The following is a 499-nucleotide window of genomic DNA, read 5'->3' as shown; positions in this document are numbered from 1 at the left end:
ACCGGCGCACCCGGCGCACCCGACGAGGAACGCATCACCACGACGTTTCTCGACCAGGTGCGGGCGGCAGCAGCCGCACGACGCTCCGAACTGCTGTAACACCCTTGCGCCCCGAAACCGGGACTCGCAGCATGTCGTGAGCTTTAGAGCGCCCGGCAATAGGGGACGCGGCGCCGGAAGCTCGTCCAACGAGGGGTCCCCGGCCAGCGCGAAGCGGTGGACGGGGTACGTGCCGGATGTCAGGCGGCGCCTCGCGTCATGGCGGCCCGCACGCCGCTCCCCGCCGTACGGGCACCCCGACTCCGTCGACCCAAGTAGAACACCACTACCTGGACCTCCCCGCACCTCGCGACGCACCACCCCAACCCCACTCCTTGATCCGCATTCCCTTCGGTGCGACGAGTGGAAGGATGACGTCAGGAGGCGCTGGTTTTCGGGCGGAAAATGTATGTCAACCATCCACTCGTGCTGGGCCGGCCACCCACCAAGGCGTCGCTGC

Origin of the sequence: Protofrankia sp. Cr1, from assembly GCF_963555865.1 — a bacterium.
Classification (GTDB): Bacteria; Actinomycetota; Actinomycetes; order Frankiales; family Frankiaceae; genus Protofrankia.
Note: the sequence above shows the minus strand (reverse complement) of the source record.